This is a genomic window from Flavobacterium sp. (assembly GCF_040402955.1).
Taxonomy (GTDB): Bacteria; Bacteroidota; Bacteroidia; order Flavobacteriales; family Flavobacteriaceae; genus Flavobacterium.
The window spans coordinates 15,020-41,648 of the sequence record NZ_JBBALQ010000002.1 but is presented as its reverse complement, the minus strand read 5'-3'; the positions used below and the strand labels follow the sequence as shown (position 1 = coordinate 41,648).

The following is a 26,629-nucleotide window of genomic DNA, read 5'->3' as shown; positions in this document are numbered from 1 at the left end:
GTATATTATCTAACCTATTTCTACCAAAACAGGACAATGATCTGAATGTTTGGCTTCTGGTAAAATTAAGGCTCTTTTTATTTTTTCTTTTAAAGGTTCGGATGCTAAACAATAATCAATTCGCCAACCTTTGTTGTTATTTCTTGCATTTGCTCTATAACTCCACCAGCTATAATTATGCGGTTCTTTATTTAGATGACGAAATGTATCAATCATTCCTGTCTTCATAAAACCATCTAACCAAGCGCGTTCTTCTGGTAAAAAACCAGATGTTTTTTCGTTTCCTTTTGGATTATGAATATCTATAGCTTCGTGACAAATATTATAATCACCACAAACTACTAAATGCGGAATTTCTTGTCGCAAGTTTACGATATAATCCTGAATATCGTCCATGTATTGAAACTTATATCCAAGTCTGTCATTATTGGTTCCAGAAGGCAAATACATACTCATAACTGAAAAATTTTCAAAATCTACACGGACATTTCTTCCTTCAAAATCCATACTTTCAAGACCTGTTCCAAATACGATATTTTTAGGTTCGGTTTTACATAAAATGGCAACACCACTATATCCTTTTTTTTGTGCTGAAAAATAATATTGATACGGATAACCCGCAGCCGTTATTTCATCTGTGGGAATTTGATCCTCAGTAGCTTTGATTTCTTGTAAACAAATTACATCTGGGTTAGCGCTTTTTAGCCATTCAATAAACCCTTTGGCTATGGCTGCTCTAATTCCGTTTACATTGTAAGAGATAATCTTCATTAACTAATTTAAGTATTAAAACCTTAAGAAATTTTTATTTCCAAACCTACTTTTGCACATTTTTATGATATACGAACGTAGTTAAAAAACTAATTATCAAAAATAGAAAAAGTTTTCAATAAAATGTAGGATTAAATGAGGAATTTGTAAAAAATTTATCAAAAAATGCCAATTAATAAATTGTTGGCAATTGTTTAAACAAGATATAAAGAAATTAAATAGAATTGCTATCTTTGTTATTCGCTCTAAACAAAAATAAATGGGATTAGTTACTGCAAAAGAAGTAGCCAAAGCAATAAAGACGGACAAATATGGTTTTATAGGAACTTTTTCTGGGTGGTTGCTCATGAAAGTTCTCAAAATTTCTACACTTAATAAAATTTATAATAGAAATAAACATTTAAGCGATTTAGAGTTTTTAAATGCTATTTTAGATGAGTTTCAAATTAAATTTGAAATTCCTGAGGAAGATTTAAAACGTTTACCAAAAGAGGGCGCTTACATTACCATATCTAATCATCCCTTAGGTGGAATTGATGGTATTTTATTACTGAAATTAATGCTTGAACGCGAACCTAATTTCAAAATAATTGCCAATTTTTTATTGCATAGAATTGAACCGATGAAACCTTATATTATGCCGGTAAATCCGTTTGAAAATCATAAAGATGCGAAATCTAGTGTAATTGGAATAAAAGAAACGTTACGTCATTTAAGCGATGGAAAACCTTTAGGGATTTTTCCTGCAGGAGAAGTTTCTACCTATAAAGATGGAAAATTAATTGTAGATAAACCTTGGGAAGAAGGTGCCTTAAAAATTATTAAAAAAGCAAAAGTACCAGTTGTTCCTATTTATTTTCATGCTCAAAACAGCAAACTATTTTATCGACTATCTAAGTTAAACGATACGTTACGTACGGCAAAATTACCAAGCGAATTATTAACCCAAAAACATCGCATAATAAAAGTTAGAATTGGAAAACCAATTTCGGTTAATGAATTGAATGAATATGAAAGTATTCCAGAATTAGGAAAGTTTTTAAGAAAGAAAACGTACATGCTTTCTAATTCTTTTGAGGAGGAAAACTTTAAGTTGACGTTTCCAAAATTCACCAGTCCTAAAGCAGCAAAACAAATTGTAAAACCTGCCAATCACGAACAAATTATTGAAGAAATTAATTTCTTAAAAGAAGGCGATTATCAATTATTACAAAGTAAAAACTATAAAGTATTTTTAGTAACCGCCGAAAAAATTCCAAATATTTTACACGAAATCGGTAGGTTACGAGAAATTACTTTTAGAGAAGTAGGTGAAGGCACAAATGAGGCAATTGATTTAGATAAATACGACCAATACTATCACCATATGTTTTTATGGGATGATGAAGCTCAAATGATTGCTGGAGCTTATAGAATGGGGTTTGGCTCGAAAATATTTCCTGAATATGGTTTAGAAGGTTTTTATTTAAACGAACTTTTTAAATTTGAACCCGAATTGAATGATATGATGAGTCAATCAATTGAAATGGGAAGGGCTTTTATTATTTCGCAATACCAACAAAAACCAATGCCTTTGTTTTTACTTTGGAAAGGAATTGTACATACCACTTTGCATTATCCTGAACATAAATTTTTAATTGGGGGTGTGAGTATTAGTAATCAGTTTTCTGAGTTTTCAAAATCGTTAATGATTGAATTTATGAAATCCAATTATTACGATCCATACGTGGCGCAATATATTAAACCCAAAAAAGAGTTTAAGGTTAAATTAAAAGACGCAGATAAAGATTTCGTTTTTAATGAAACTGAAGCCGACTTAAATAAATTTGATAAAATTATCGACGAAATTGAACCAGGATCATTACGATTGCCTGTTTTAATTAAAAAATATATCAAACAAAATGCTAAAGTTGTAGCGTTTAACGTAGACCCAATGTTTAATAACGCCATCGACGGGTTGATGTATATTAAAATTTCAGATATTCCAGAAAGCACGGTTAAGCCTGTAATGGAAGAATTTCAAGCGGAATTAGAAAGAAAACATAAAGGCTAATTAAAAATTATTAATTAGCCGTTAGTTTAGTTTGAATGTCTCTGTTTATGGTAAGATTTTTTCATAAAAAAAATTATTCCTAAAAAAAATACTACAAATATTGAAATTATTTGAGATGGTGTAAATACATTTTGATTTAAAACAGAACCCCTATTGTCTGCTCTAATAAACTCCAGCGTAAATCTAAAAATTGAATATGTTAGAATATAAATATAAAATTGATTTTTAATTTTATATTTCAAAAAAAACAAAAATAAGCATAAAACAAAAGCGCATTCGTATAATTGAGTTGGATGTACATTAACAAGTCTTTGAAAATGGTTAAAAGGTAAACTATCAATAGGAAAAGTTACACCCAAAATTGAATTAGTTGGATTCCCAAAACAACATCCTGCCATAAAACAACCAAGTCTTCCAAAAAAATGAGAGATACAAAATGGCAATGTCATAAAATCGAGAGTAGATAAAATCGGAAATTTAAAACTTTTAAGACAAAATACTAAAACAATTAATCCACTGATTAGACCACCTAAAAATGTGAGTCCGATTTTGTTTAAATTATCAAATGTCAATTCAATGTTTTGAGAATAAGCATCAAAGATAAATGCGCCCATAAAACCCAAAAAAATTGAAATAATTAAACTTAAATGAATTTTATGTTTTTGTGCTTCACCCATTGCTTTAAATGGAATTTGATATTGAAGAAAAAGCATAGCTATAGCAATTCCAATTCCTACAAACAGATTATAAGATGGAATAAAATTATTGTATCCTATTTCTAAATATCTAAGCATTAAAAAAAGGTGGGGTTAAACCCCACCAATTAAAATTATTAAGCTTGATTTTTTTGTGTCAATGAAATAACTCCACCTATTAAAAATAAAATGCAAACTATAAAAGAAAGTAAATTAAAAGTAACTAAAGTTACACCAGATAATAGACCTGCAATAATCATCATTACCCCCCACTTTTTTGAATCTTTCTTGTATAGGAAAGCACTAACAAGACCAAGTATAGCTGCTATTAAACCTATCCATAAAAACGCACTTCCTGAATTATCTGTAGATTGTTTTGTAGCTCCATCTGCAAGTGTTGAAAGTCCTGCAGCACATGCTCCAGAACAAATTGCAGCAGGAAGACCTAAAATACCGCCAATAATACCCAATATCATTGGTGCGTTTGAAATTTGTTTTTCGTTACTCATATAAATGAATTTAATTAGTTAATTATTAAAATATTATGAAAATAAAAACAATATTCTTGAGTTTTTGCAACATTTTTTTGAAATTTGTTAAATATTTTTATGAAGAATTAAAAAAAACTATTTCCAAATAGACTGCTTTAATATTGCTTCTAAATTATTATCTTTGATGTAAAAAAACAATCTAATTAAGTGGTAGATTCCTAATAATGTTCCTACAAAGTAAGCTAGCTTAATGCTGTAAAATAATTTATCAAAAAATGGTTTTTTATAAATTAATTCTGCAATAAGTTTAAACAAAACCAAGAGACAAAAAAATACAAAAAGTGGTCCAAATAGATGATGAAATAAACTTCTATAAATATCACCTTCATAGAAATATACAATAGATTTTGTAATTCCACATCCTGGACAAGGAAAACCGGTTAACATTTTAAACGGACAAAGAGATTGTTCGTTATCTAAATCCCCAGAATTATTTTGTTGAATAAAAAAAGGAACAATTAGTGTAACTAATACACCAATTATCCCTAATATTCTATTTTTTATAAACGGCTTAATTGTATAATTTATTTATATCACCTTGAATAATCATGGCAGAAACCATTGGAAAGAAAAAACCCAATACTAACAAAAGTGCTGACTCGTCTTTTTGTGGTTGCCCCGTTAACTCATATATTTTTGGCAATGCTTCTTTTCCAGCAATCCAATAGTAATATAAATTAATAGGCAAACAACATCCAGCTAAAATAGCTACTGGAGAAGAAATTACTTCTTTCCCTGATACTGCATTCATAACTTCAGCAGCTTTAATATTCCAATATATTAAATATAATCCGCAAGTTAAAATTCCGAAAATTAATACCATTATTGGATCTACTTTAAATACTGGGATATTTGGCTTAGAGTTATTCCACTCCTCTTGTTTTGTAACTTCATTCATAGTTTTATAGTTTTAGTTTTTGATTAGATGCCTATTTTTTTATTTTGTTACATATACTCTTAAAATTTTATCTACAATAACTTGAGCAAGTTTTTCTTTACTTTCAAATGTCCATCCAGCAATATGTGGTGTTAAAATTACATTTTTGGCTTGTAATAAATAATCAAACGCTTCAGGTTTTTTACCTTCAAATAAGGTTTCAAAAGATAGTTTTTCGTATTCTAAAACGTCTAAGCCCGCGCCTAAAATTTTACCGGATTGTAAGGCGGTTACTAAATCGGTAGTTACTACACTTTTCCCTCTTGCGGTATTTAGTAGCCAAAACGGCTTTGCAAATTGATTGATAAACGTAATATTTACCATTTTATCCGTTTCTGGTGTCCACGGAATGTGTAAACTTAACACATCTACTTTTTGTTGAATTTCTTGCAAGTCAACTTGTTTGGCATTTTCATCTCCTTTATTTGGTAAAATGTCGTAACACAAAACCTCTACATCAAAACCTCGCAATTTTTTTGCAAAAGATTTTCCCATATTTCCATATCCAATAATACCGATTGTTTTGCCGTCTAATTCCGTTCCGCGATTACTTTCTCGGTTCCATTGTCCGGATTTCACTTCTTTATCGGCAGTATTTAATTTATTAAATAGCGACAAAAGCATCCCTAAAGAATGTTCGCCAACAGCAGTAGCATTTCCTTCAGGAGCGGCAATTAGTTTAATGTTTTTACTTTCGGCATACTCACAATCGATACTTTCTAAGCCAGCGCCCACACGCGCTATGAATTGTAAGTTTTTTGCTTTATCAATAAAGGGTTTATCAATTTTAAATCGGCTTCTAATCACTATTCCGTGATAGTTTTCTATTTTACTTTCTACTGCTTCTTTGGTGGAAGTATAATCTGCTTCATTCTGAAAACCTGCCTTTTCTAATTGCTCCCAAAGCAACGGATGATTGGTGTCAAGATGAAGAATTTTAATCGTAGAAATAGTTTGCATAAGTTCTATTTTGAAAACGGAAAGTTAGATTATTTCGTAGAGATTCGCAATTTTTTCAAAAAGAATCACAAAACTCGAACACAGATTATCGCAGATTTCACAAATTAATAGAATGTAAAATTTGCGTGAGATCCTTTCAGGATGACAAACTAAGCGTGGTAAAAATAATTAGAAAATTGACTTACTAACCAGTTAACACATTATCGTAATTTGCATACACTTCTTTTATTTGATTGAAAATATCAAATAATTCGTTGTGTCCGTCGGTGGTAACTAATCGCTGTTTGTATGGTTTGAAATCTTGAATGCCTTTGAAATAATTGGTATAATGACGACGCATTTCTACAATTCCAACACGTTCGCCTTTCCATTCCATAGACCAAATTAAGTGGTTTTGAGCGGCTTCTACTCTGTCTGCAACAGTTGGTGGGGCTAATTTTTCACCTGTTTTGAAAAAGTGTTTGATTTCGTTAAAAATCCAAGGGTAACCTATTGCAGCACGACCGATCATCATACCATCTAAACCGAATTTATTTTTATATTCTAAGGCTTTTTCTGGAGAATCGATATCACCATTTCCGAAGATTGGCATAGAAATTCTAGGATTATTTTTGATACGTTCAATATGCGTCCAATCGGAATGCCCTTTATACATTTGGGCACGTGTTCTGGCGTGTACAGTTAAAGCTTGTACACCAATATCTTGTAAACGTTCAGCGACTTCATCAATATTGATTGAACTTTCGTCCCAACCCAAACGGGTTTTTACAGTCACCGGTAAACTAGTTCCTTTAATAACTGCTTTGGTTAAGCGCACCATTAAATCGATGTCTTTTAAAACTCCAGCGCCAGCGCCTTTACAAACTACTTTTTTTACGGGACAACCAAAATTAATATCTACTAAATCAGGTTGAACGGTGTCTACAATTTTAGCAGATAGTTCCATAGCTTCTTCATCACCACCAAAAATTTGAATACCAACTGGACGTTCGTAATCGAAAATATCTAATTTCATTTTGCTTTTCATGGCATCACGAATTAAACCTTCTGATGATATAAATTCAGAATACATCAAATCGGCTCCGTGCATTTTACACAAACGGCGAAATGGCGGATCACTCACATCTTCCATTGGAGCAAGAAGTAAGGGATAATCGGGCAAAATGATGTTTCCTATTTTTGGCATGGTGTAATTTTGTGCAAAGATAAGTAAAGTTTATGAATTTGATGGGTACACAGATTTTAGGGATTGAACGGACTTTCGCTGTGTTATATTTTGAAAACAATTGTTGTGTTTTAGCCCCGATAGGAGCGGCATCTTTTTCTTTTGTTGCCTTCGAGTTCCTCAGGCAACAAAAGAAAAAATATAGCGGATAGCGGGACCGAAAGTCTTCTGAAAATTGGGGTTTTGCTCCTAAAAATTATTTAGGTTTTAACCAACTTTTTGGATTTAGAACCGTTGTGTTTTGATTGATAACAAATTTTAACACCGAATTTCCTTTGGCATTTGTTTTTATTTTTCCGAGCGTTTGTTTTGCCGTAACTTTATTACCCACAGAAACCGAAACGCTACTTAAATTACTATATGCGGTAAAGAAATCTCCGTGACGCACCAATACGGTATAGGTATTTGTAGTTTGAGATACTTGCACACCTGATACTTCACCAGCAAAAACGGCACGTGCTGAAGAACCGGAATCCGTAGTGATGTCGATTCCGCTATTATGAATGACAATATTGCTATAATCTGGATGTGGCTGATCTCCGTATCCAGTGGAAATAAATCCTTTTTCTGCAGGCCAAGGCAATTGCCCTTTGTTGGCTTTAAAACTATCTGAAGATAATTTTCCTTCAGGTGTTAATTCAATTTTTGTAGAAGAAACCGGTGCTATTTTCACAGGCACAGTATTTCCTGAAGCAGTTGCTGCCGCTTTTTTCTTAGCGGCATTTTTTTTGTTTTCAGCTGCAATCGCATCGTTAATCATTTTTTTGATTTTTTTATCGATGGATTTTCTTTCTTTATCCATTTTAGCAATATCTGCAGCAATTTTTTTCTTGTCTTTTTGTATAAGTTTTGCCGTTGCTACTATTTCTTGTTTTAATTTTTCGTGTTCGGCTTTGATTTTTGTTTTTTCAACAATAACTACTTCTTTTTCTTTTTTGTTGGTTTGCAGTTCGCCAACAGCAGTTCCTAATCTTGCTTGTTTTACTTTTATTTCTTCGGCTTGACGTTTTCTATACCCTGCATATTGTTTCATATATTGCACACGTTTGTAAGCTTGCAAAAAACTCGTAGAAGACAATACAAACATAAATCGGCTTTGTTCAGAACGACTTTTGTATGATTTTACAATCATTTTCGCATAATCTTCCTTCATTATTTTTAAATCTTTATTTAACTTATTAATTTCTAATTGCGTTAAATAAATATTGTCGTCTAAAATTCGTGCTTGTTTGGCGATTGTAGAAATAATTTTTTCGGAAATTTTAATTTGGGCATCTTGTCCCGCAATTTCTTTCAAAACGGATTTTTCTTTTTTCTTTTCATTCTGAAGTTTGGTTTTTGCTTCAGACAATTCTTTTTGTAATTGTTCTTTTCTTTGTTCTAATTTTTCTTTCTCATCAATTTGTGCTATTGCTGAAAAGGAAAAAAAGAGTACGAATAGGGATAAAAGAAATTTGTTCATTCTTGATATTTTTTACAAAATTAATCTATTTTTATTTGAGAATAACCATCTGGGATAGAATATGGATACGATAATGATTCATTAAACGTAATTTTTTTATATTCTACATTAATTTTAACTTGATTTTGTTGGTTGGCAAGTATAGAAACGCCAGTTGGCATAAATATATTGTCTTGATTTGTAAAAGATGGATAGTTCACTAAAACGTTTCTGTTTTTTGAAATTTGGTTGATAAATTGTTCTTTTAACAAATAATTTCCTGTTTCAAAACGAAATAACTTTTCAATATCAGCTTGTTTTTTTGATTTTAATTGTACTAGATTAGTTGCAATTTCTGCAATGAAAACGTCTTTGGTTAAATCATCAATAGGACGTCCTAACAACAAATTTTGCACTTTTTGAAAATCTAAATCGGTACCTAATATTTTAGCTAAAATAGAATAGTCACCATCAAAAAAAGTTCCGTTTGTTTTTTCATAATAACTTACTCTTGTTGGCGTTATAAGTGCTTTTGCCATTGGAATACCGAAAAATTTTAGATTGATCCAAATGATTTCATCTTTTTTAATTCTGATATCGGCACCTATGGAAATGGATTGTTTTTGGTCTTCATAATCTGCAGAAGAACGAATAGAAACCGTTTGAAAATTCAACGTATTTTGATAATGCTTTTCAATAATTGCTTTCGCTTTATTATCAACCACAGTTTGTTTAGAAACGGTTTGTTCTACGACTGTTTTTTTCGTTTTGCACGAAGCTAAAACGACTACTAAAATTAGGAATGTGAAAATTTTTTTCATATTATTTATTAGAAATTGCATCTAATTTTTTTTGATAGGTTTGTTTCATTTTTAAATCCGATAATGCGTCGGCGCAAATTATAAATTGCTTGCAAAATCCGGCTTCTAAAATTGGATCATCAATAACATAATCAATTCCCATTTCTAAAAAATCTTTTGCTTTTTTAAAATTTTTCAAGTTGTTATTTCCTTTTGCGGCGTAATAATACAAATTGGCTTTGGTTGGAAATAAATCGATGTATTCCTCTGATTTTTTTGCCATTTTTTCAAATTGCTTATTGAAATCATAAATATTCAAAAGTAAATCAATTGCTTCAATGTCGTTTGAATTGGATTTTTCGATGTACTTCTGTGCCAATTCGAAATTATTCTTATTATAGAAGAATTTTCCTAATTCTTTATTAACATCCATACCCACATTATTGTCGAAATATGAAATGCTATTGTCAATTTCTACAAGTAATTGCGGATTTTTAATGGCAAATATTAAGTACTCGTTTAAAACGCGTTGCTTAATTTTAAAATCAATTTTACTGCTTTTTATAACTCTTTTGTAAGAATCTGTAGCTTTTGAAATGTCATTCGCTTGAATGTGAAATTTAACCAAACTAACGTGTGCTAAATCAGAATTTGGCAACTCTTTTTCTAACATCAAAGCCGTTTCAAATGCTTTGTCTTCTTGATTGTTTACAGAATACGCATAAATTAAATCGATATAATTTTGTTCTGCTTTAGGGTTGCTTTTTATGGCTTCAACTAAATCGTTACTATTTGGTTTGTTCCCTTTTTGCATACTTTGAATTTGCATTTGATACGATTCCATAGCTTTGGTCAATGTTCCTTTGCTTTCAATATCATTAATTACAATTTTGGCTTTATCAAATTGCTGGGTATTCATATATAACGACACTAAATCTTCTTTCATATTTGCATCGAAAGTGACTAATTTTTCAACTATAACAATTGCTTTTTCATACGCTTTGGTTTGATAATGTACATCATACAAACCATTCAAATACCAAAGTTGTTTGGGCTCTAAATCGACTGCTTTTTGAAACGCATTTTCTGCTTCTACATACTTTTTTTGCGCTAAATAATTTACGCCTAACTGGTAATGTATTTCTGGGTTTGCAGGTTCTTTTAGCAAACATTTTTGTAAGGCTATAATAGCTTTGTCGTAATTTTCTATAGCTTTTTCTTTTAAAGCATCAAAAAAATTAGTTTCAAATTCATTTTCCGCAGTCTCTACTTCTTCTGGATTTATCTGTCCAAAAGAAATTTGAAAAAGGAAAAGAAATGCTATTATTTTATACATATTTTGTTGTTAAATAAAAGTATTACAAAAATTATTCCATTGTTGAATAGTCACCTAAACTTACGCTTGTAAACTCGCCATTATAATTTACGTGATTTCCAATCATCGCATTATCTAATTTTGCATTTTTAATATGTGAATGCGTTTGAATTAAACTATTTTGAATCTTACTATTTTGAATATGTGACCCTTTTCCGATAGAAACATTTGGTCCAATTATAGAATCAATAATTTGAACTCCTTCGCCAATAAAACAAGGTGGAATGATTTGTGAATTATCTAAACGCACATCTTTAGCTACTAAATCTTCGCCGTCTTGATGTAAAAATCCTAACATTCTGTTGTTGGTGTCCACGGTAACATCTTTATTTCCGCAATCCATCCATTCATCAACTTTGCCAGGTACGAATTTCATACCTTTTGCCATCATTTGTTTGATACCATCATTAATTTGGTATTCGCCACCGTGAATAATGTTGTTATCTAAAACCGCTTGTAATTCGTTTTTAAGAACTGCTATATCTTTAAAATAATAAATTCCGATAACGGCTAAATCAGATACAAATTCTTTAGGTTTTTCTACTAACTCAATAATTTCATTGGCTTCATTTAAGTTAATTACACCAAATGCTTCTGGTTGATCGACTTGTTTTACCCAAATTAAGCTATCGGCAGTTGCATCCAATTCAAAATCGGCACGAATTAACGTATCTGCATAAGCTATAACTGCTGGTCCGGATAAAGAATCCTTCGCACACATAATAGCGTGACCCGTTCCTAACGCTTCATTTTGGAAATAAATGGTTCCTTTTGCTCCAATTTTTGTAGCAATCGCCAATAAATCTTTTTCTACTGTTGCACCGAAACTTTCGTGAATGATAAACGCTACTTCATCAATTGGTTGATTAATTACTTTAGCAATATCTTCCACCAAACGGTGTACAATTGGTTTTCCAGCAATTGGAATTAATGGTTTAGGAATGGTTAATGTGTGTGGGCGAAGACGTGAACCACGACCAGCCATTGGTACTATTATTTTCATATTAATTTTTTTAAAACTTCAAAATTCGTTATTCAAGATTGAATATTCAACATTTTTAAACATAGAATATTCAACTTGGAATTTTGAATATTGAATTAATTGTTACTTGTTTTTATTTCTTGATGTTTCAATACTTTTCACAAAAATTGATATTAATTCATCGCTTTCTTTAATTGCAGAAGTTATTTCAATTTCTTGTCCCATAAACAAATTTGCTCTACATATTATCTTTAAATTAGATTGGGTTTCTCTTAGTTCTTTCAAAACAACCGACATTTTATGAATAAAATCATTTCTTGATTCTGCGCTTTGTGCTTCACTATAGTTCAAAGATGGAGCTGTTCCTGATCTAACAATTTGACCTGACAAATGATTACCAGCTTTTGATGTTTTTACATTATCTGTAATGTTAATGATTTGAACTGCAAAATCAATTAGTCTCTCGTGTAAATCAAATTTTTTCATGGCTTATATAATTATTTCTGTTACTATTTACTTTTTCAAAATTCGTTAATCAAAATTGAATATTCAACATTTTTTAACTTGGAATATTCAACTTGGAATTTTGAATGTTGAAGTTTTACTTCACACCCGTACTCCCAAATCCACCTTCTCCGCGAGACGTTTCGGTTAATTCTATTGTTTCTTGCCATTCGGCGCGTTCGTGTTTGGCGATGATTAGTTGTGCGATGCGTTCTCCGTTTTCAATAACGAAATCTTCATTGGATAAATTGACTAAAATCACACCAATTTCGCCACGATAATCCGCATCTACTGTTCCTGGTGAATTTAAAACAGTAATGCCTTTTTTAAAAGCCAAACCACTTCTTGGTCGCACTTGCGCTTCATAACCAATTGGTAATTCTATAAAAAGACCTGTTTTAACCAAGATTCTTTCTAAAGGTTGTAAGATTATTGATTCGGTTAAATTCGCACGTAAATCCATTCCAGCTGAAGCATTCGTTTCGTAGTTAGGTAATGGATGTTGCGATTTATTTATAATTTTTATTTGCATTGTTTTGTTTTTTTACCGCGAAATCGTAAAGATTTTTCGCAAAGTTCGCAAGGTTTTATTTATTTTAAGACTGTAAAGTCTGTTTATTTTCGTTTTATTAATTTTAAAATTACTTCTTTTTCATTTTTATAAATATAATAACTAAAGCCAATGATTGCAAGTATTCCAAAAACAAACGTTTCTCTTAATTCTTTAACGTAAAATGAAATACAAGCCAAAGTAATAGAAGCAAAAAGATACGTTAAAATCTTTTTCATTTCGAAAGGAATTGGATATTTCTCTTTTCCTAAATAATACGAAATCACCATCATACTTCCGTAAGCACAAATAGTTGCAATCGCTGAACCCAAATAACTCAGGTTGAATTTTACTATTAAAATATAATTCATACTTAAAGTAATAATTGCACCAATTGCGGAAATATAAGCACCTATTATTGTTTTATCAATTAATTTATACCAAACAGATAAACTCGTATAGATCCCTAAAAAGAAATTCGCGATTATGATTAAAGGTACTATTGACATGGCTTCCCAATATTCTGGTTGTCTTACTAAAAAGAATTTTACAACATCAGCAAAAACGACCACAACTAATAAAATTAAAGAGCCTAAAATCACAAAATATTTAGTAATTGTGGCATAGGTTTGTGGCGCATTCTCATTTCCAGCTTGACTGAAGAAAAACGGTTCGATACCCAATGTATAAGCGGTACGAAACAGAACCATAAACAAGCCGATTTTATAACACGCAGAATACGCACCAACTGCTGCCTTTGCAGTTGCTGGATCTAACCATTCTGATAATAAAATTTTATCTAAATGTTCATTGATTCCAAAAGCCAAACCTGCAAATAATATTGGCCAACCATAATGAAGCATTTTTTTCCATAGTTCATTATTAAAAAACCAGTTAGGCTGAAAATAATGCGGCATAAATAACACAAAAGTGAATAAACTCGCCATTAAATTTGACAAGAAAACATACCCAATTTGATAGTCTTCCACATAAAAAGAACTCCAAAAACCTTGCGGATTGGCTTGTGCTAATTTGGGTAATATTGCCAATAAAAATACGTTTAATAACAAATAAATAAGCACATTAGAAATTTTTAGCACAGAGTATCTAATGGGCCTTTGCTCAGCACGAAGCTTAGAAAACGGAATAATTACAAGCGCATCGAAAGCTAAAATCCAAATGGCATAGTTTACGTATTCTTTATCTATATTTAATAAGCCTGCCAGTGTTTTTTGAAATAAAAGTGCTACTGATAAAAATAAAATGGTGGTCCAAAAAACAGAAACCGTAGCGGTACTAATTACTTCTTTTTTGTTTTCTTCTTTATGGTAAAACCTGAAAAAAGCCGTTTCCATTCCGTAAGACAATATCACATTGAAAAATATCATATACGCTAAAAGTATAGTAATTTCTCCATAGGCTACTTTCGGCATTAAATCCGTGTGTAATCCTACCAATAAAAAACTCATTACACGAGGCAATACGGTTGCAATACCGTAAATAAGGGTTTGTTTAAGAAGTATTCTGTTTGAACTCAATTTATTTTATTTAAAGAACAAAAATAGTTAATTATTATTTGGTTTAACTGATGGATACATTAACATAGGTAATTCTTTTATGTCATCTATAATAACTGTAACTTCCTTACCGTTTATATTGAAAAAAATCTTTGCTTGATTGGTTTTTAAATTGGTTATAATTGTTTCAGTAGGAACCGTTTCTGATTCGTTATCAAAGGTTTTTATTGACGATTGATAAGATAATTCGTTCAATTTTATAATATTTCCATCTCTATTTTGAAATTGAATTTTTATTAATTGCGTATCTTCAGGTATACTTTTAAGTAAATTTATATTTAAAATTGTGCCGCCACCAGCACCTTTTACGCCACCAACCCAATTTTGATACGTAATTTTTTCAAAATAGTGTTTGGTTTCTTGATGCGCTTTATTAGAAGAACAAGAAACTAAATTCAAAAACGTAATTGCGAATAGTCCAATTATTTTCATTTTTATTGATTTAATATTTTAACAAAATGAAACCCTTTTGGCTGAAATCCGTGATTGATATAAAATTTTCCAGCGGTAAAATTGGTAGTAAACGCATCTAAAACAATCTGATTTGCACCTACTTTTTCAGCTATTTTATGGACTTCTTCAATTAAAATGTCACCTATTTTTTGACCTCTAAAATCTTCATCTACTACAAAACTATCAATTTCAATGTATTTTCCTGACCATAATTTTGTTCCAATCCAAACACCGGTTAACGCTATTGTTTTATTGTTTTTTGTAACAATAACTTGTTGGTAGTTGGCTTTAAGCATTTCATCTAAAAGCGTACCATATTTTTCAACGGTAAAATCAGGATATAATTGTTTTACGATATCCAAATGGGCTAACATTTCGGCTTTTTTACTTAAAATACGAATTTCCATTACTTTTTATCTACTAAGTTTTCATTAAATAAGTCCAAAATTCTTCGATATTCATCTACCCAAGAATAGGTTTTCTGAAATCCGTGCGCTTCTACTGGAAAAACGGCTAAATCCCAATCTTTTTTGCCAAGTTCAATAAAACGTTGCGTCATTCTAACAATATCTTGAAATTGTACGTTGTCATCTACCATTCCATGAAGCATTAACAACTTGTCTTGTAAATTATCCGCAAAATAAATTGGCGAACTTTTTTTGAACGCTTCTGGATCCGTTTCAGGAAAATTTAAAATATTAGCTGTGTATCCTTGATTATAATGTGCCCAATCTGTAACCGAACGTAATGCTGCGCCAGCTTTAAATTCGCCAGGTTTTGTTAATAAACCCATTAGCGTTATAAATCCACCATAAGAACCTCCGTAGATTCCAACTTTATTAGCATCAATGCCTAATTTTTCTACTAAATATTTTTTTCCATCTAATTGATCCGACAAATCTAAACCACCCATATGACGGTAAATTCCAGTTCTGAAATCGCGTCCGTAACCATCACTTGCACGATAATCTATATCTAAAACGGTGTAGCCTAAATCAGATAAAAGATTATGAAACATATATTCTCTGTGATAGGTGCTCCAATACTTATGCGCATTTTGTAAATATCCTGCCCCGTGAACAAATATAACAGCCGCTTTATTTTTGTTTTCTACTTTTGGATTATAAACTCTGGCGAAAACATCCGTTCCATCAGTTGCTTTAAAAGAAATAACTTCCGGCTTTTTCCAATTATATTTTTTGAAAGCATCCGAAGTTGAAAATGTAATTTGTTTTAATATTGGATTGGATTTGTTCTCCGCAAGATATATTTCCCAGGGTTTGTTGCTAAATGAATATCGTATTGCCAATTGAGTTTCATCCGGTGATAATTCCACTTCATAAGCGCCATCACCAATAAGAATAGGTGTTTTTTTACCAGACGAAATATCTAACTTATAGAAAGAACGATTTCCTGGATGCGTTTCAGTGCTTGTAATATAAAAGGAATTAGACAATTTTGATAAAACTACATCGCGAACTTCCCATTTACCTTGTGTAAGTTGTATTTTCTTTTTTGTTTCCAAATTGTACGTATACAAATGAGAAAAACCTGTTGCTTCAGATTGAAAATAAATGGTTTTGTTGTCGGCTAAAAACCCTAACGTTCCGTTGCTAAAATTATAGCCTGGAATTCCAGGTCCGCCAATCCAAGCTTCATCATGTTGGTACTCTATTTCCGAAATGGTTGCCGTTTCTAAATTTAATTGAAGAATCCAACGGTCTTTATTATCTATACTTCTGGCTTCAAAAACAGCTAAGTTTCCCAATGCATTGTATATTGGCGCTTGCATCGTTATTGCTTTTTCAACTGGTTCTAAATTTTTTAAATTATTGTATTCTTGATAATATTTTGGAAAGGTTTTTATCCCTGTTAAATTTGAAAAAGAAATTGGCATCAAGGTATCTTTCTCTATATGATACACATACATTTTATGTTTGCTATTGTTATTTATAGACACTTTTTCACGTGCCGTTTTGCTTTTTGTATACCCATCAGAAGTTATAAAATTTTCAACTTTTGTGTCTTTTGTAGTTGGATATTCCGAAATAGTATAGGTAACGAATTTTCCACTTGGATTGATTTTAATTGACTCTAAAGCGTTCGCACCATAAAAAATTTCGGAAGGAAACTTTAGTTTTTTCTCTTCAGATTGGGATTTAATCCATTCCGATTTGGCTTTTTCCTCGTTTACAAATTGAAACAATTCCTTTTGTTGTAAGTTTAGAAAATTATCTTTGTTGGAATCGGAAGAATCTGTCCCAGATTTAAAATTTGTAAGTTGCAGTAATTGAAAATTCTTTACATTTAATTGATACAGATTTTTATTTTGTTGAAAATAAATTACATCAGGTGTACTACTTCTTTGTACAGCATTGATATTTGAAGTTGTTTGATAAATTATCTTGTTTTCTTTCGTTTTTTTATGATATGAAAATAGTGTTCCTTGATTTGCGTAATATACAACCTCAAATTTTTCTTGCACTTGATATTTAATATTCGAAAAATTAAAGGCTTCTTTTGGTACTAATTTTGGTTGAGAAAAACCTTTTTGCCAGTAATAGGTTTTATCACCGATTTCATTGTTTGGATTCCATTCAAAATAAATAGTTTTCCCATCTGCAGACCAACGTTGATTTGAAGGTTGATGACCAATAAATTCGTTCCCTTTCATAATTTCTTCTAATTGAAGATTTTGTGAAATTACAAGAGAACTTAATAGTAAAAGTAACGCTGTAAAAATGTTTTTCATATCAAATCGGTTTATACAAATATATAATTTTTTCACTACGGATTAAACTGATTAAAAGGATTTTATATTTTATTTAGCAATTCTGCAAATAAAAAAAGCCCCAATAAATTGGGACTTTAAGAAGTTATAAAACAGTAAATAAAATTAATTATTTAATGCTTCTGCACCACCAACAATTTCTAAGATTTCTCCTGTAATTGCAGCCTGACGTGCTTTGTTATATGTTAATTTCAATTGATTTCTTAAATCAGTTGCATTATCTGTTGCTTTGTGCATTGCCGTCATACGTGCGCCGTGCTCTGCAGCGAATGAATCTCTAACCGCTTTGTACAATTGTGTTTTTAACGATTTTGGTATTAATTCTAATACAATTTCTTCTTTTGATGGCTCAAAAATATAGTCAGATGAAATAGCAGCAGCACCTTTAATTGGTGCTAATGGCAAAAATTGTTCGTTTACAACATATTGAGTAGCTGCATTTACAAACTGATTGTACACTAATTCAATTTTATCATATTCACCATCTAAAAACAAATGCGTTAATGATTGTGCGATTTCTGCAGTATTATCAAAAGTTAAATCATCAAAAAGATCACTTCTGTTAGCTACAACATAATTTGATTTATGTAAGCCATCATTAGCTTTTTTTCCAATAGCAAAAACACCAACATTATCGTGTCCGTATGTATCAGATAAAATTCTAACTTGCTTAATGACATTATTGTTAAGTGCACCACACAAACCTCTGTTAGAAGTAATAGCTACAACTAATACCTTTTTAACTTCTCTTTGAGTCGTATAATTAGCCGCAACATCACCTTCTAAAGAAGCACTTAAACTTTGAATTAACTCGGTTAATTTTTGAGAATAAGGTCGCATTGCTGTAATAGCATCTTGTGCTTTTTTTAATTTAGCAGCCGAAACCATTTTCATAGCAGAAGTGATTTGCATCGTTGACGATACAGATACAATTCTATTACGTATTTCTTTTAAGTTTGCCATTTTATTAATGTGTCAATTTGACAATTATCAATGTGCCAATTAATTGAATAATGGGCACATTGGCTAATTGAAAATTAATTAGTATTTTGCAGAAATTTCTTTTGCAGCAGCTTCTAATACATTTGTGATGTTATCATCAAATTTACCAGCTTTTAATGCATCTAAAACGTCTTTGTGTTTTAAAGTTAGGAATTGAATATAATCTTTTTCAAATTCTTTTACTTTATTTACAGGAACATTTCTTAATAAGTTTTTTGTTCCAGCATAAATAATTGCTACTTGGTTTTCAACAGCAAACGGACTATTTAAACCTTGTTTTAAGATTTCTACGTTACGTTTACCTTTTTCAATTACATTTAAAGTAACTGCGTCTAAGTCAGATCCAAATTTCGCGAAAGCTTCTAATTCACGGAATTGTGCTTGGTCTAATTTTAAAGTTCCAGCTACTTTTTTCATTGATTTAATTTGTGCATTACCTCCAACACGAGATACGGAAATACCTACGTTAATTGCAGGACGAACCCCAGAGTTGAATAAATCTCCATCTAAGAAAATTTGTCCATCCGTAATCGAAATTACATTTGTTGGGATATATGCAGAAACGTCACCCGCTTGTGTTTCAATAATTGGTAACGCTGTTAATGAACCACCACCTTTTACAATTCCTTTTAAAGAATCTGGTAAATCATTCATGTTTTTAGCAATTTCGTCATCGTTAATTACTTTACATGCTCTTTCTAATAAACGAGAGTGTAAGTAGAAAACGTCTCCTGGATACGCTTCACGTCCTGGAGGTCTTCTTAATAATAAAGATACTTCACGGTAAGCAACGGCTTGCTTAGATAAATCATCATAGATAATTAAAGCAGGACGGCCTGAATCACGGAAGTACTCACCAATTGCAGCACCTGCCATAGGAGCATATACTTGCATTGGCGCTGGGTCAGAAGCATTTGCAGCAACAATAACTGTATAAGCCATTGCGCCTTTTTCTTCTAATGTTTTTGCGATTGATGCAACAGTAGACGCTTTTTGTCCGATTGCAACATATATACAGAATACTGGTTGACCAGCATCGTAAAATTCTTTTTGATTTAAAATGGTATCTAAACAAACTGAAGATTTACCAGTTTGACGGTCACCAATAACTAATTCACGTTGTCCACGTCCAACAGGAATCATAGCATCGATAGCTTTGATACCAGTTTGTAATGGTTCAGTTACCGGTTGACGGAAAATAACTCCAGGTGCTTTACGCTCTAAAGGCATTTCGTATAATTCGCCACCTATTGGTCCTTTACCATCAATTGGGTTTCCTAATGTATCCACCACACGGCCAACCATTTGTTCACCAACTTTTAAAGACGCAATTCTGTTAGTTCTTTTTACGTTAGAACCTTCTTTAATTCCAGTTGATGGTCCTAATAAAACCACACCAACATTGTCTTCTTCTAAGTTCAATACGATAGCTTCTAATCCGTTGTCGAATTGTACTAACTCACCGTACTGCGCATTTGATAAACCATATACACGAGCAATACCATCACCAACTTGTAGTACAGTACCTACTTCTTCTAACGTAGCGCCAGATTGAAAATCTGATAATTGTTTCTTTAATATTGCTGAAATTTCAGCTGGTTTTATTTCTGCCATTTTATATGTATTTAATGGTATTTATTTAATATGTAAATTCTCTTTTTAACTGTTGTAATTTGTTTGCCACAGATGCGTTGTATTGTTTATCTCCAATTCTTAACACAAAACCTCCAATAATTGAAGGATCTACTACGTTGGTAATAGAAATCGTGTTTGATGAAAATTCTTTCAACTTATTTTTAACTAATACTTCTAAATCAGCAGTTAACGGAACAGCTGTAGTAACAACTGCTTGTTCAATACCACTTGCAATATCAAATAATGTATTGAATTGTGAAGTAATTGCAGACAAAATTTCAAATCTTTTATTTGCTACTAACAATTGAAACAAACCTTTGGTTTCTGCTTGTAAAGATGGAAATATTTCAGTTAATGCATTCATTTTTACCGTACCATTAACTATAGGATTTGATAAAAATTCACTTAACTCTCCGTTTTCTTTAATTGCAGCGCCAATAGTTTTCATATCGTTATTTACAGCTGAAGCGTTATTGCTTTCTGTAGCGATATCTATAATTGCTTTTGCGTATCTAATCGCAGCTCTTGACATAACTTTGGATTAGTTTAATTTAACATCAGCTAACATTTTCTCAACCAATTTAGTTTGAGAGTCTTTGTTAGATAATTCTTCTTTTAATAATTTTTCAGCGATTTCTAAAGACAATGAGGACACTTGATTTTTGATTTCAGCAACTGCATTATTTTTTTCGCTTTCGATTGTAGCTTTCGCTTGTTCAATCATTTTTGCGCCTTGAGATTGTGCTTCAGATTTTGCATCAGCAATCATTTTTTCTTTGATAGCTGTAGCTTCTTTAATCATAACATCTCTTTCAGCTCGGGCTTGATCTAATAATTTTTGATTATCTGATTTTAAAGCCATCATTTCTTTTTTTGCATTTTCAGCAGATAATAAAGCATCTTTAATACCTTCTTCACGTTCGTTTACTGCATCTAAAATAGGCTTCCATGCAAACTTTTTAAGTAAAAGGATTAATCCAATGAATAAAACCGTTTGCAAAATAAATAAACCAAATGAAAATTGACCGAATAATTCTTCCATTATATATAGTATTTAATTTTAATTTTCAATGTAAACAATTGTTGTAACCAACCGTTACAACAATTGTTAGCTTTAATTATTTTACTGCGAATAACGCCGCAAAACCAATTCCTTCAATTAATGCTGCTGCAATAAGCATAGCGGTTTGAATTTTTCCAGTCGCTTCTGGTTGACGAGCAATAGCATCCATTGCTGAACCACCAATTCTACCGATACCTATACCAGCACCAATAACTACTAATCCAGCTCCTACAAGGTTAAGAGTTCCTTCCATAATGTATATATATTTAATTAAACATTCAATTTATTAATGAGCTTCATCGTGATGATGCTCTTCTTTTGCGGCTCCAAAATATAGTGCCGTTAGCATAGTAAAAATATAAGCTTGTAATAAAGCTACTAAAACTTCTAATATTGATAATACGAAAGCTAATACAAATGATAATGGACTTCCGATTGGACTACTAAAAGTATACATTAACGCAATGATACTCATTAATACCACGTGTCCTGCCAACATATTTGCATATAAACGAATCATTAATGAAAATGGCTTAATGATTGTCCCTAAAAACTCGATTGGTGCTAAAATAATTTTCATTAGAACGGGCACTCCTGGCATCCAGAAAATGTGACCCCAATAATTACCATTAGCAGTAAACGTTGTAATGAAATAAGTAATTATTGCTAATGAGGCAGTAATTGCGATATTTCCGGTAACGTTAATTCCAAGCGGGGTTAAACCAAACATATTTAAAAACCAGATAAAAAAGAAAATAGTCAATAAATGACTCATGTATTTTTTATAATGCTTTTCTCCAATATTAGGAATTGCTATTTCATCTCTGATGTAAATAACTAAAGGCTCGAAAAATCTTCCAACACCAGTGGCAATTCCGCCATTTTTACTGTACGATTTTCCGAGGTTTCTAAAAACCATAAACATCAATAAAGCAACAATTAAAATCATTACAATACTTTTTGTGACAGAAAAATCGATAGGTTTTGTATTTATAGTGTGGTGTTTTTCGTCAACATTGAAAGTTCCATTTGCATCCGTATTGTAAATCATCCCATCGTGGTGATTTATTTTAAAATATTTACCATTTGATTCTGCAACGGCTTCACCATGGTGAAATTGTGATGACATAAAAAAATGCAATCCGTCTTCCCATAAAAGTACTGGTAAAGGAAAACCAATGTGTGATTCATGACCTGTTGCTTTTCCATAAGAAAACAAATGAAAATCATGAGAATCTAGTAAGTGATGTTGAATGAATTCTGCTCTTTCTTCTTGCGCTTGGGTTTCTTCCGAAACAATTTCTTTAGTTGCAACTTCCCTATGATTTACAACTTCTGTATGTGCCGATTTTGCAACATTAGTTGTAACTGCATTAGCAAAAGAAACTACTGGAAAAACCGCAAAAATTGTGGCTATAAATAAGTGAATTGTTATTCTTGAAATCAACATAAAATATATATTCTGATAAATAGTGTACTAAAAATTTTTGCAAAGGTATATTTTTTTCTTTAAATTACAATACTAGAAAATTACTTTTTTCACCAAACTATTCGAAATTAAATTGGTTTATTGTTTTTTATTCAAAATACCTATTGTTATAATCGTTTCAATTACTAAAAAACCCATAAAAACAATTAGACAATTTGTTTTTTCAATTTGATTATTTGGTATGTTTAAAATGGGTTTGATTATGAAATAAATTGTACCCGTTTTCACAAAAGTGGCTATCATAAAAACCATCCCCGTATTGTCAAAGCTTTTTTCAGACACTTTTTTTACAAGGAATAATATTAAATTCAAAAACACAAAAAACAGTAAAAATAAATGGAAAATTGGGAAATGAAATTTTTCTTCTGCTTGCTTCAAACCAGGCAATAAAAAAACCAAGCGATTGATAGCATATAACGAAAAAGAAAAAAAGAAAATTCGTGTAAAAAACAAGAGGTTATTTTTCATTTTTATTCAGTTGATTGACTTGACGAATTACATTATACATGGCTAAAAAAACTCCTACAATTGTAAAAATTTTTACATAATTTTCTGATTGGTATTTTTCATCTAAATATTGACCTAAATAAGCAAACAAAAAAATAACTATTCCCATTTGTGCGGGAATACTTATTAATTGAAGCCATTTATTTAAGGGTTTTAACTTGTTATTTTGTGTCATTTTTGGTTGAATTTTATAAAAAAATTACTTAGATGTCATCTCGCAACTAGCTTCAAAAATTGCGCCTGGTTCTATGGCTAATTTTCCCACGGTTACTTCTCCAGAAATTTTGGCTGATTTTTTAATTCCTAGCAATTCTTCCACTACTAACTTACCGTTGAATTTGCCTTCGATATCAATGTTTTTACAAGTAATATTGCCTTGCACTTTACTTTTCGGTCCTAAAACAATTTTTCCTTTGCAAGTAATATCGCCAATTAATTCGCCGTCCAAGCGTAAATCGGCAGTACAAATTATATTCCCAGTAATAGAAGTTTGTTCTACAATTCGATTTGTTTTTCCTAATAAATCGTAGTCTGATTTTGGCATACTTATTTGATTTTAGCTAAATATTCTTCTACGTTTTTCTTTACTTGAACCACTTTGTAATCTTCATTTGAGATGATAAATGGCGTGTCTTTAATTTTATAATCTTTGTGCTCTTTAAGATAATTAGCCACCGATTCCGCAGTTGCTTTATTTATTATGCCATGTAAAACAATCATATTTTTGTCTAGATTGTAAATATCGTTTGACACTTTTACTTTGCTGTCTCCGGATTCTTTAGCATATTTATTTAATTTTTCAATTAAATTTTTATGTAAAGTCTCGTTAGGATAATTGGTGATAAAAACTAAATTAAATGTTTTAGGTGTAGCGCCAAATTTTAATGATTCAAGAGCCAGAATATCTGAATTCAGCATTGACTCTATTTTCTTAGTTTCAGCGGCTTTTGGGTAATTATTTACAATATTTTGCAACGCCTCTTTATAAGCCGAAAGCCCGAATAATCTTGCCGTAATTTTTGCTTTCAAAACATCGAATTTAGCGTTTAATTCGTCACCATCGTATTTTTTTAGCAACGCATCAATTTCTAAATTGGCTTCTCTGAATAATCCTTTTTCTACTTTCGTATACAACATATTAAATTCGGAATCCGCTGTAATGTCGGCATTTATTGCAGTGTTATTAAAAGCTGAAGCATATCTGCTTTCTGGATATTCTGATACTATTTTTTGTTTATAAACCAGTGCTTTTTCATTTTTATCAGCACTATATAATTGGTATAAATTATAATACGTAGGTAAAATCAATTTACTTTCTGGTTCATTTACCAAAATAGCTTCAAAAGAAGTTATGGCTAACTTATTTTCTTTAAGTTTTTCTTTAAAAATAGAACCCAATTGAAAACGTGCGTAATTTGCTTCAATATTTAAACTTTCAAGTGCTTTGGCGTCTTTTGGAAGTTGATCAATATAAAAAGAGGTTTTATATTTTGGTTCAAGACCAGCTTCGTCGGTTTTATCTAATGTTTCTTCTTCTGTTTCCTCATCAGATGCATTATCTGTTTGGTTTTGATTTGAAACTGCTATCGTTTTCCAATTGTCGCCATATTTAATATCGCCCCATTTTTTCTTGAAATTAATTTTACCTTGTGCAACCGTTACAGCATTATAAAAATAAAAATTGCTTTGCATACCCGATGAACTTACAGGTTGGTTTGTTAGAGATTGTTCTAAAACGGGATTTTTAGCCATCGAAATTCCGCCGGCTGAATTTTTATCCTTTGGGTTTAGGTTATCACTAAAATTGTCTCCAGAAAACATATCCGCTTTTTGATTTTGTTTGAATAGTGCTACAATATCTGCTGCTTTTTTGGCGGCAATAGAATCTGATATTTTTAATTTTTCAATATGTTTTTGATAAAATTTAATTTTTTCAGAAGAGGATATTTTTGATACTCTAATAATACTATCTGAATAACTAATAATGTATTGATATTTTACAACATCTGTTATTGTTTCTAATTTCTTTTTTGTTGGTTTAAATTCTTTATTTTTTTCTGTTAAATGAACCAAAGTAGAATCTAAATATTTTTTTACGAAATGAAAATTTTGTTTTCTGTAATATATTTCCGAGATATTTCTATAATTTAAAGAAGCTAAATATTTATCCGACAAACTATTTTTTATAGATTTATTATAGTTTAAAATGGCCAATTTGTCTTTCCCTTTTTTATCATAAAAAACGGCTCTTTGATGATGTATTACATCTCTAAAATTTTTATTTTCGATATTCTCAAGTAATTTGTCAAGATTTTTATGAAAAGCTACCGTGTCGCCTTTTGCGAAATCAAACTGATTTGCTTGTTTTAAATGCGAATAAATTGTGTAACTACGTGGCGATTTACGTTTCATATCAATTACTTCTTGAAACGCCACATAAGCACTATCTGAATATTGCATTTTTTCATATAATTGTCCTAAAATAAATGTATATCGCGCTTTTTCTTCTTTTAATTTGGTTTCTTTTTTGGATATTTTTACCGATACTAATGCACTATCTAAAACATTTTTTTTAATATACGCTTGGGTTAAAACGGAATGAATATCGGCCAAATCCTGACCTGTAACTTTTTGTCCTTTTAGCGTTCTATTTAGGTTTTTTATGGCTAATTGTTCGTTTTCCAACTTTAAATTGACTTTTTCGCGCCACACTTGTGCTTGGTACACATTATTACTTGTTGGATACTTATATAAAATATAATTAAAGGCTTCCATAGCAGGCAAATAGCGGTTTTCGTAATACCTAGATTTACCCAACATCAAGTACGATTCGTCAATTTGATTGTTTTTTTCGTATCCACCAATATTCATTGAATGAATTTGAATGGCTTTAGTAGCCTTAGTTTCGGCACGTTCAAAATTTGCATTTTTGGTTACTGCCTCTTCTTTTTGTTCTGTAGGCATTATTTGCATACGTTCTAACGGAAGTAAGTCCCAAAAATCATCAGAATATGTTGCTTTTACATCTGTAATTCCTTTTTGCATTGCCAGATCACCATTGTACAAAACATTATATTTTGTATTTGTGGAATGCCACTTTCTGTTTATATAATTGTCTTTTTTGGTAGAACAAGCCAAAAGAATGGCAATGCTACCAAATGTAAGTAAATATTTTAATTGTATCTTTTTCAATGTATTGTGATTTTTATAAATAACTTTAATTTTGGTTATTTAGTATGCAAACGTGTAAAAATAAGTTTTTTTTTTG

Annotated in this window: 28 protein-coding genes; 1 reads left to right on the top strand and 27 read right to left on the bottom strand. The window is 31.1% G+C overall.

All coding sequences use genetic code 11. From position 1 onward, the window contains the following. Positions 1–9: 9 nt before the first annotated feature. Entirely contained in the window at positions 10–771 is a 762-nt protein-coding gene (locus tag ABWP78_RS01400; RefSeq protein ID WP_353168207.1) for an exodeoxyribonuclease III, read from the bottom strand. A 259-nt stretch (positions 772–1,030) separates the two neighbouring features. Between ABWP78_RS01400 and ABWP78_RS01395 the strand changes: the two genes are divergently transcribed. Next, entirely contained in the window at positions 1,031–2,824 is a 1,794-nt protein-coding gene (locus tag ABWP78_RS01395) for a GNAT family N-acyltransferase (protein ID WP_353168205.1), read from the top strand. 26 nt (positions 2,825–2,850) lie between these two features. On the opposite strand, the gene ABWP78_RS01390 is transcribed toward ABWP78_RS01395, so the two are convergent. From ABWP78_RS01390 to porW, 26 genes are all read right to left on the bottom strand, one after another. Then, a complete protein-coding gene (locus ABWP78_RS01390) occupies positions 2,851–3,618 on the bottom strand; it encodes a prolipoprotein diacylglyceryl transferase (protein ID WP_353168203.1) in 768 nt (255 codons plus the stop codon). Positions 3,619–3,656: 38 nt separating this feature from the next. Next, positions 3,657–4,028, bottom strand: coding sequence for a DUF4064 domain-containing protein (locus ABWP78_RS01385; RefSeq protein WP_353168200.1), 372 nt, complete (start codon positions 4,026–4,028; stop codon positions 3,657–3,659). Positions 4,029–4,145: 117 nt separating this feature from the next. Further along, positions 4,146–4,457: a DUF2752 domain-containing protein gene (locus ABWP78_RS01380; protein WP_353168198.1), complete on the bottom strand. Its 312-nt coding sequence runs from the start codon at positions 4,455–4,457 to the stop codon at positions 4,146–4,148. Between the two features lie 124 nt (positions 4,458–4,581). Beyond that, positions 4,582–4,968, bottom strand: a complete 387-nt coding sequence (locus ABWP78_RS01375) for a DUF4234 domain-containing protein (protein ID WP_353168196.1) — start codon at positions 4,966–4,968, stop codon at positions 4,582–4,584. A gap of 39 nt (positions 4,969–5,007) precedes the next feature. Next, positions 5,008–5,967, bottom strand: coding sequence for a 2-hydroxyacid dehydrogenase (locus ABWP78_RS01370; RefSeq protein ID WP_353168194.1), 960 nt, complete (start codon positions 5,965–5,967; stop codon positions 5,008–5,010). 184 nt (positions 5,968–6,151) lie between these two features. Beyond that, on the bottom strand, positions 6,152–7,153 hold the full coding sequence (gene dusB, locus ABWP78_RS01365; protein WP_353168190.1) for a tRNA dihydrouridine synthase DusB: 1,002 nt from the start codon (positions 7,151–7,153) through the stop codon (positions 6,152–6,154). A 235-nt stretch (positions 7,154–7,388) separates the two neighbouring features. Beyond that, positions 7,389–8,654: a murein hydrolase activator EnvC family protein gene (locus ABWP78_RS01360; protein ID WP_353168189.1), complete on the bottom strand. Its 1,266-nt coding sequence runs from the start codon at positions 8,652–8,654 to the stop codon at positions 7,389–7,391. Positions 8,655–8,674: 20 nt separating this feature from the next. Beyond that, a complete protein-coding gene (gene lolB1 / locus ABWP78_RS01355; protein ID WP_353168187.1) occupies positions 8,675–9,454 on the bottom strand; it encodes a lipoprotein insertase outer membrane protein LolB1 in 780 nt (259 codons plus the stop codon). Between the two features lies 1 nt (position 9,455). Further along, positions 9,456–10,769 (bottom strand): tetratricopeptide repeat protein, encoded by a 1,314-nt coding sequence (locus ABWP78_RS01350; RefSeq protein WP_353168185.1) that lies wholly within the window; start codon positions 10,767–10,769, stop codon positions 9,456–9,458. A gap of 31 nt (positions 10,770–10,800) precedes the next feature. Then, on the bottom strand, positions 10,801–11,811 hold the full coding sequence (locus ABWP78_RS01345) for a sugar phosphate nucleotidyltransferase (protein ID WP_353168183.1): 1,011 nt from the start codon (positions 11,809–11,811) through the stop codon (positions 10,801–10,803). 102 nt (positions 11,812–11,913) lie between these two features. Further along, positions 11,914–12,276, bottom strand: coding sequence for a four helix bundle protein (locus tag ABWP78_RS01340; RefSeq protein ID WP_353168181.1), 363 nt, complete (start codon positions 12,274–12,276; stop codon positions 11,914–11,916). A 115-nt stretch (positions 12,277–12,391) separates the two neighbouring features. Continuing rightward, positions 12,392–12,826: a dUTP diphosphatase gene (dut, locus tag ABWP78_RS01335; RefSeq protein ID WP_353168179.1), complete on the bottom strand. Its 435-nt coding sequence runs from the start codon at positions 12,824–12,826 to the stop codon at positions 12,392–12,394. 83 nt (positions 12,827–12,909) lie between these two features. Continuing rightward, positions 12,910–14,382 (bottom strand): lipopolysaccharide biosynthesis protein, encoded by a 1,473-nt coding sequence (locus ABWP78_RS01330; RefSeq protein ID WP_353168176.1) that lies wholly within the window; start codon positions 14,380–14,382, stop codon positions 12,910–12,912. Between the two features lie 27 nt (positions 14,383–14,409). After that, positions 14,410–14,853 (bottom strand): hypothetical protein, encoded by a 444-nt coding sequence (locus ABWP78_RS01325; protein WP_353168174.1) that lies wholly within the window; start codon positions 14,851–14,853, stop codon positions 14,410–14,412. Between the two features lie 2 nt (positions 14,854–14,855). Continuing rightward, positions 14,856–15,281 carry a GNAT family N-acetyltransferase gene (locus tag ABWP78_RS01320; protein ID WP_353168171.1) on the bottom strand — a complete coding sequence of 142 codons (426 nt, stop codon included), beginning with the start codon at positions 15,279–15,281 and terminating at the stop codon, positions 14,856–14,858. Then, entirely contained in the window at positions 15,281–17,626 is a 2,346-nt protein-coding gene (locus ABWP78_RS01315) for a S9 family peptidase (protein WP_353168168.1), read from the bottom strand. The genes ABWP78_RS01320 and ABWP78_RS01315 overlap by 1 nt, the downstream gene beginning before the upstream one ends. Positions 17,627–17,770: 144 nt before the next feature. After that, a complete protein-coding gene (gene atpG, locus ABWP78_RS01310; protein WP_353168166.1) occupies positions 17,771–18,628 on the bottom strand; it encodes an ATP synthase F1 subunit gamma in 858 nt (285 codons plus the stop codon). Positions 18,629–18,706: 78 nt separating this feature from the next. Further along, complete coding sequence (gene atpA / locus ABWP78_RS01305) at positions 18,707–20,281, bottom strand: F0F1 ATP synthase subunit alpha (protein WP_353168164.1); 1,575 nt, start codon at positions 20,279–20,281, stop codon at positions 18,707–18,709. 25 nt (positions 20,282–20,306) lie between these two features. Next, positions 20,307–20,834: an ATP synthase F1 subunit delta gene (gene atpH / locus ABWP78_RS01300; protein ID WP_353168162.1), complete on the bottom strand. Its 528-nt coding sequence runs from the start codon at positions 20,832–20,834 to the stop codon at positions 20,307–20,309. Between the two features lie 9 nt (positions 20,835–20,843). After that, the gene (locus ABWP78_RS01295) at positions 20,844–21,344 is read right to left on the bottom strand and encodes a F0F1 ATP synthase subunit B (RefSeq protein ID WP_353168160.1); all 501 of its coding nucleotides are present in this window, start codon (positions 21,342–21,344) and stop codon (positions 20,844–20,846) included. A 76-nt stretch (positions 21,345–21,420) separates the two neighbouring features. Then, entirely contained in the window at positions 21,421–21,618 is a 198-nt protein-coding gene (atpE, locus tag ABWP78_RS01290; RefSeq protein ID WP_353168157.1) for an ATP synthase F0 subunit C, read from the bottom strand. A 33-nt stretch (positions 21,619–21,651) separates the two neighbouring features. Beyond that, positions 21,652–22,815, bottom strand: a complete 1,164-nt coding sequence (gene atpB, locus ABWP78_RS01285; RefSeq protein ID WP_353168155.1) for a F0F1 ATP synthase subunit A — start codon at positions 22,813–22,815, stop codon at positions 21,652–21,654. A 117-nt stretch (positions 22,816–22,932) separates the two neighbouring features. Then, positions 22,933–23,322, bottom strand: a complete 390-nt coding sequence (locus ABWP78_RS01280) for a hypothetical protein (RefSeq protein ID WP_353168153.1) — start codon at positions 23,320–23,322, stop codon at positions 22,933–22,935. Beyond that, positions 23,312–23,536 carry an AtpZ/AtpI family protein gene (locus ABWP78_RS01275; RefSeq protein ID WP_353168152.1) on the bottom strand — a complete coding sequence of 75 codons (225 nt, stop codon included), beginning with the start codon at positions 23,534–23,536 and terminating at the stop codon, positions 23,312–23,314. Before ABWP78_RS01275 ends, ABWP78_RS01280 begins: the two co-directional genes overlap by 11 nt. A gap of 24 nt (positions 23,537–23,560) precedes the next feature. Continuing rightward, positions 23,561–23,905 (bottom strand): bactofilin family protein, encoded by a 345-nt coding sequence (locus tag ABWP78_RS01270; protein ID WP_353168149.1) that lies wholly within the window; start codon positions 23,903–23,905, stop codon positions 23,561–23,563. 2 nt (positions 23,906–23,907) lie between these two features. Further along, complete coding sequence (porW, locus tag ABWP78_RS01265; protein WP_353168146.1) at positions 23,908–26,553, bottom strand: type IX secretion system periplasmic lipoprotein PorW/SprE; 2,646 nt, start codon at positions 26,551–26,553, stop codon at positions 23,908–23,910. Positions 26,554–26,629: the final 76 nt, after the last annotated feature.

Excerpts from the sequence above, each read along its gene's own strand:
- dusB (WP_353168190.1), bottom strand. The coding sequence starts at position 7,153 with ATGCCAAAAATAGGAAACATCATTTTGCCCGATTATCCCTTACTTCTT.
- ABWP78_RS01350 (WP_353168185.1), bottom strand. The coding sequence starts at position 10,769 with ATGTATAAAATAATAGCATTTCTTTTCCTTTTTCAAATTTCTTTTGGA.
- ABWP78_RS01385 (WP_353168200.1), bottom strand. The coding sequence starts at position 4,028 with ATGAGTAACGAAAAACAAATTTCAAACGCACCAATGATATTGGGTATT.
- atpE (WP_353168157.1), bottom strand. The coding sequence starts at position 21,618 with ATGGAAGGAACTCTTAACCTTGTAGGAGCTGGATTAGTAGTTATTGGT.
- ABWP78_RS01320 (WP_353168171.1), bottom strand. The coding sequence starts at position 15,281 with ATGGAAATTCGTATTTTAAGTAAAAAAGCCGAAATGTTAGCCCATTTG.
- atpA (WP_353168164.1), bottom strand. The coding sequence starts at position 20,281 with ATGGCAGAAATAAAACCAGCTGAAATTTCAGCAATATTAAAGAAACAA.
- ABWP78_RS01360 (WP_353168189.1), bottom strand. The coding sequence starts at position 8,654 with ATGAACAAATTTCTTTTATCCCTATTCGTACTCTTTTTTTCCTTTTCA.
- ABWP78_RS01280 (WP_353168153.1), bottom strand. The coding sequence starts at position 23,322 with ATGAAAAATAACCTCTTGTTTTTTACACGAATTTTCTTTTTTTCTTTT.
- ABWP78_RS01380 (WP_353168198.1), bottom strand. The coding sequence starts at position 4,457 with ATGTTAACCGGTTTTCCTTGTCCAGGATGTGGAATTACAAAATCTATT.
- ABWP78_RS01340 (WP_353168181.1), bottom strand. The coding sequence starts at position 12,276 with ATGAAAAAATTTGATTTACACGAGAGACTAATTGATTTTGCAGTTCAA.
- ABWP78_RS01370 (WP_353168194.1), bottom strand. The coding sequence starts at position 5,967 with ATGCAAACTATTTCTACGATTAAAATTCTTCATCTTGACACCAATCAT.
- ABWP78_RS01315 (WP_353168168.1), bottom strand. The coding sequence starts at position 17,626 with ATGAAAAACATTTTTACAGCGTTACTTTTACTATTAAGTTCTCTTGTA.
- ABWP78_RS01325 (WP_353168174.1), bottom strand. The coding sequence starts at position 14,853 with ATGAAAATAATTGGACTATTCGCAATTACGTTTTTGAATTTAGTTTCT.
- ABWP78_RS01395 (WP_353168205.1), top strand. The coding sequence starts at position 1,031 with ATGGGATTAGTTACTGCAAAAGAAGTAGCCAAAGCAATAAAGACGGAC.
- dut (WP_353168179.1), bottom strand. The coding sequence starts at position 12,826 with ATGCAAATAAAAATTATAAATAAATCGCAACATCCATTACCTAACTAC.
- ABWP78_RS01400 (WP_353168207.1), bottom strand. The coding sequence starts at position 771 with ATGAAGATTATCTCTTACAATGTAAACGGAATTAGAGCAGCCATAGCC.
- atpG (WP_353168166.1), bottom strand. The coding sequence starts at position 18,628 with ATGGCAAACTTAAAAGAAATACGTAATAGAATTGTATCTGTATCGTCA.
- ABWP78_RS01270 (WP_353168149.1), bottom strand. The coding sequence starts at position 23,905 with ATGCCAAAATCAGACTACGATTTATTAGGAAAAACAAATCGAATTGTA.
- ABWP78_RS01295 (WP_353168160.1), bottom strand. The coding sequence starts at position 21,344 with ATGGAAGAATTATTCGGTCAATTTTCATTTGGTTTATTTATTTTGCAA.
- ABWP78_RS01375 (WP_353168196.1), bottom strand. The coding sequence starts at position 4,968 with ATGAATGAAGTTACAAAACAAGAGGAGTGGAATAACTCTAAGCCAAAT.
- lolB1 (WP_353168187.1), bottom strand. The coding sequence starts at position 9,454 with ATGAAAAAAATTTTCACATTCCTAATTTTAGTAGTCGTTTTAGCTTCG.
- ABWP78_RS01275 (WP_353168152.1), bottom strand. The coding sequence starts at position 23,536 with ATGACACAAAATAACAAGTTAAAACCCTTAAATAAATGGCTTCAATTA.
- ABWP78_RS01390 (WP_353168203.1), bottom strand. The coding sequence starts at position 3,618 with ATGCTTAGATATTTAGAAATAGGATACAATAATTTTATTCCATCTTAT.
- atpH (WP_353168162.1), bottom strand. The coding sequence starts at position 20,834 with ATGTCAAGAGCTGCGATTAGATACGCAAAAGCAATTATAGATATCGCT.
- atpB (WP_353168155.1), bottom strand. The coding sequence starts at position 22,815 with ATGTTGATTTCAAGAATAACAATTCACTTATTTATAGCCACAATTTTT.
- ABWP78_RS01345 (WP_353168183.1), bottom strand. The coding sequence starts at position 11,811 with ATGAAAATAATAGTACCAATGGCTGGTCGTGGTTCACGTCTTCGCCCA.